Consider the following 2,522-nt stretch of genomic DNA (forward strand, 5'->3'; position numbering starts at 1 on the left):
CGGTTGAGTCGTCGGCGGTGTTGTCGGGGACGTGGTTGCTGGTTGTTCCCGCTGGTTTGGCTGAGAACGCGTGGGTTGCTGAGGTCGCTCGGGGGTTGGAGGGCCGTGGGGCGGAGATTGTGCGTGTTGTCGTCGGGTCAGGGTCCGGTCGGGCTGAGTTGGCGCAGGCTGTATCGGAGTCGGGCGGTTTGTCCGTGAGCGGTGTGTTGTCGTTGGTGGCGTTGGACGAGTCGTTGTGTGGCGGTGTGTCGGCTGGTCTGGCCGGCACGTTGGGGTTGGTGCAGGCGCTGGGTGATATCGGGGTAGGGGTGCCGTTGTGGGTGGTGACGCGTGGTGCGGTGTCGGTCAGCGGTTCGGAGGTGTTGCTGAGTGCGGTGCAGGCTCAGGTGTGGGGTCTGGGCCGGGTGGTTGGTCTGGAGCATCCGGAGCGTTGGGGTGGCCTGGTTGACCTGCCGGAGGCGTTCGACGGGCGTGTGGCGGATCGGCTGGTCGGTGTGTTGGCGGGTTCCGGTGGTGAGGATCAGGTGGCGGTGCGTTCGGCGGGTGTCTTCGGCCGTCGCCTGCTGCGCGCCGGCGGTGGCGGGGGTGTCGGGGAGTGGCGTACGAGTGGTACGGCGCTGGTCACTGGTGGTACGGGCGCGCTGGGCGGGCATGTCGCGCGTTGGCTGGCCCGTAACGGAGCCGAGCACCTCGTGCTGACCAGCCGTCGTGGCCTGGACGCCCCCGGCGCTTCTGGGCTGGTGGGCGAGTTGGAGGGGCTGGGCGTGCGGGTGACGGTGGCAGCGTGTGATGTGGCCGACCGGACCGCGTTGGCAGGGCTGCTGTCCTCCATTCCCGCCGAGTATCCGCTGACGACTGTGATCCACGCTGCCGGTGTGCTGGACGACGGCGTGATCGAGTCGCTGACTGCCAACCGCCTTGCGGGCGTGCTGCGCGCGAAGGCGGATGCCGCGCTCAACCTGCACGAACTCACCAAGGACCTCGACCTCTCCGCGTTCGTCATGTTCTCGTCCTTCACCGGAACTGTGGGCAACCCCGGCCAGGGCAACTTCGCCGCCGCGAATGCCTTCCTCGATGCGCTCGTGCAGCAGCGTCGTGCGCTCGGTCTGCCGGGCACGTCCGTGGCCTGGGGTCCCTGGGCCGAGGTCGGAATTGCCGCCGAGAGGGCGAGCGAGGAGCGCCGGCAGCGCGGTGGAATAGCCGCGCTGGCACCCTCGGACGCGCTGGCGGCCCTCGGTCAGCTACTTGGCCGTAACGCAGGCTGCGTCGCGGTCGTCGACGTGGACTGGGGGCGGTTCGCCCCCGCCTTCACCGCGATCCGGCCCGCTCCGATGGTCGGTGATATTCCGGAGGCCCGCAGCGCACTGGAGGCGGTCGGCGCGGCGACCGCGGAGTCCCAGGACACTTCCAACCTGCGGCGGCAACTCGCCGAACTCCCACCGGCCGAGCAGGACAAGAAGCTGCTCGATCTGGTCCTCGACCAGGTCGCTACGGTGCTCGGCTACCCGAACGTTGAGGCCGTGGCGGGGGGCCGAGCCTTCCAGGAGTTGGGTTTCGACTCGCTGCTCGCGGTTGAACTCCGCAACCGCCTCCAGGCCGTCACTGAGCTGACGCTGCCCGCCACGCTGGTCTTCGACTACCCCACCCCCGCCGCGCTCGCCCAGTACCTGCGTGCGGAGATCGTCGGCGACGCGGAGGACGAGGCGGCCGACTTCTCGTCCGTGGCAGTGGCCGGGAACGACGACCCCATCGTCATCGTGGGGATGAGCTGCCGCTTCCCAGGAGGTGTGGACACCCCGGAAGCGCTATGGGGCCTGGTGGCCTCGGGAACCGACGCGATCTCGGACTTCCCAGCCGACCGCGGCTGGGATCTCGACGGCCTGTACGACCCGGACCCGCAGCGGTCCGGCACGTCGTATGTGCGGGAGGGCGGCTTCCTGGACAAAGCCGCCGAGTTCGACCCGGCGTTCTTCGGGATCTCGCCGCGTGAGGCCCTGGTCATGGACCCGCAGCAGCGCCTGCTGCTCGAGACCGTGTGGGAGGTCTTCGAGCGCACCGGCATCGACCCCGCGTTGGTCCGTGGGAGCAGGACGGGAGTCTTCGCCGGAACCAATGGTCAGGATTACACGCTGTTGCTGACCGAGGCCAAGGAGGCCGCCGAGGGTTATCTCGCCACGGCGGCCACGGCCAGCGTGGTGTCCGGACGTCTGTCCTACACCTTCGGCCTCGAAGGCCCGGCGGTCACAGTGGACACGGCCTGCTCGTCGTCGCTGGTGGCGCTGCATCTCGCGGCGCAGGCGCTGCGGCAGGGAGAGTGTTCGCTCGCGCTCGCCGGTGGTGTGGTGGTGATGTCCACCCCGGCTGCGTTCGTGGAGTTCAGCCGCCAGGGCGCCCTGTCACCCGATGGCCGCTGCAAGTCTTTCGCAGCGGCCGCCGATGGCGCGGGCTGGGGCGAGGGCGCGTCGATGTTGCTGCTCGAGCGGCTGTCGGATGCCCGCCGACATGGCCATCCGGTGCTTGCG

The 2,522-nt window shown here is 69.5% G+C and carries 1 pseudogene; it reads left to right on the forward strand.

Features of this window, described 5'->3' with window-relative positions:
• Nucleotides 1-20: 20 nt before the first annotated feature.
• Nucleotides 21-2,522, forward strand: a pseudogene (locus CCN51_RS51885) (type I polyketide synthase); the annotation flags it as partial.

The organism is Streptomyces milbemycinicus (assembly GCF_002154605.1).
Classification (GTDB): Bacteria; Actinomycetota; Actinomycetes; order Streptomycetales; family Streptomycetaceae; genus Streptomyces; species Streptomyces milbemycinicus.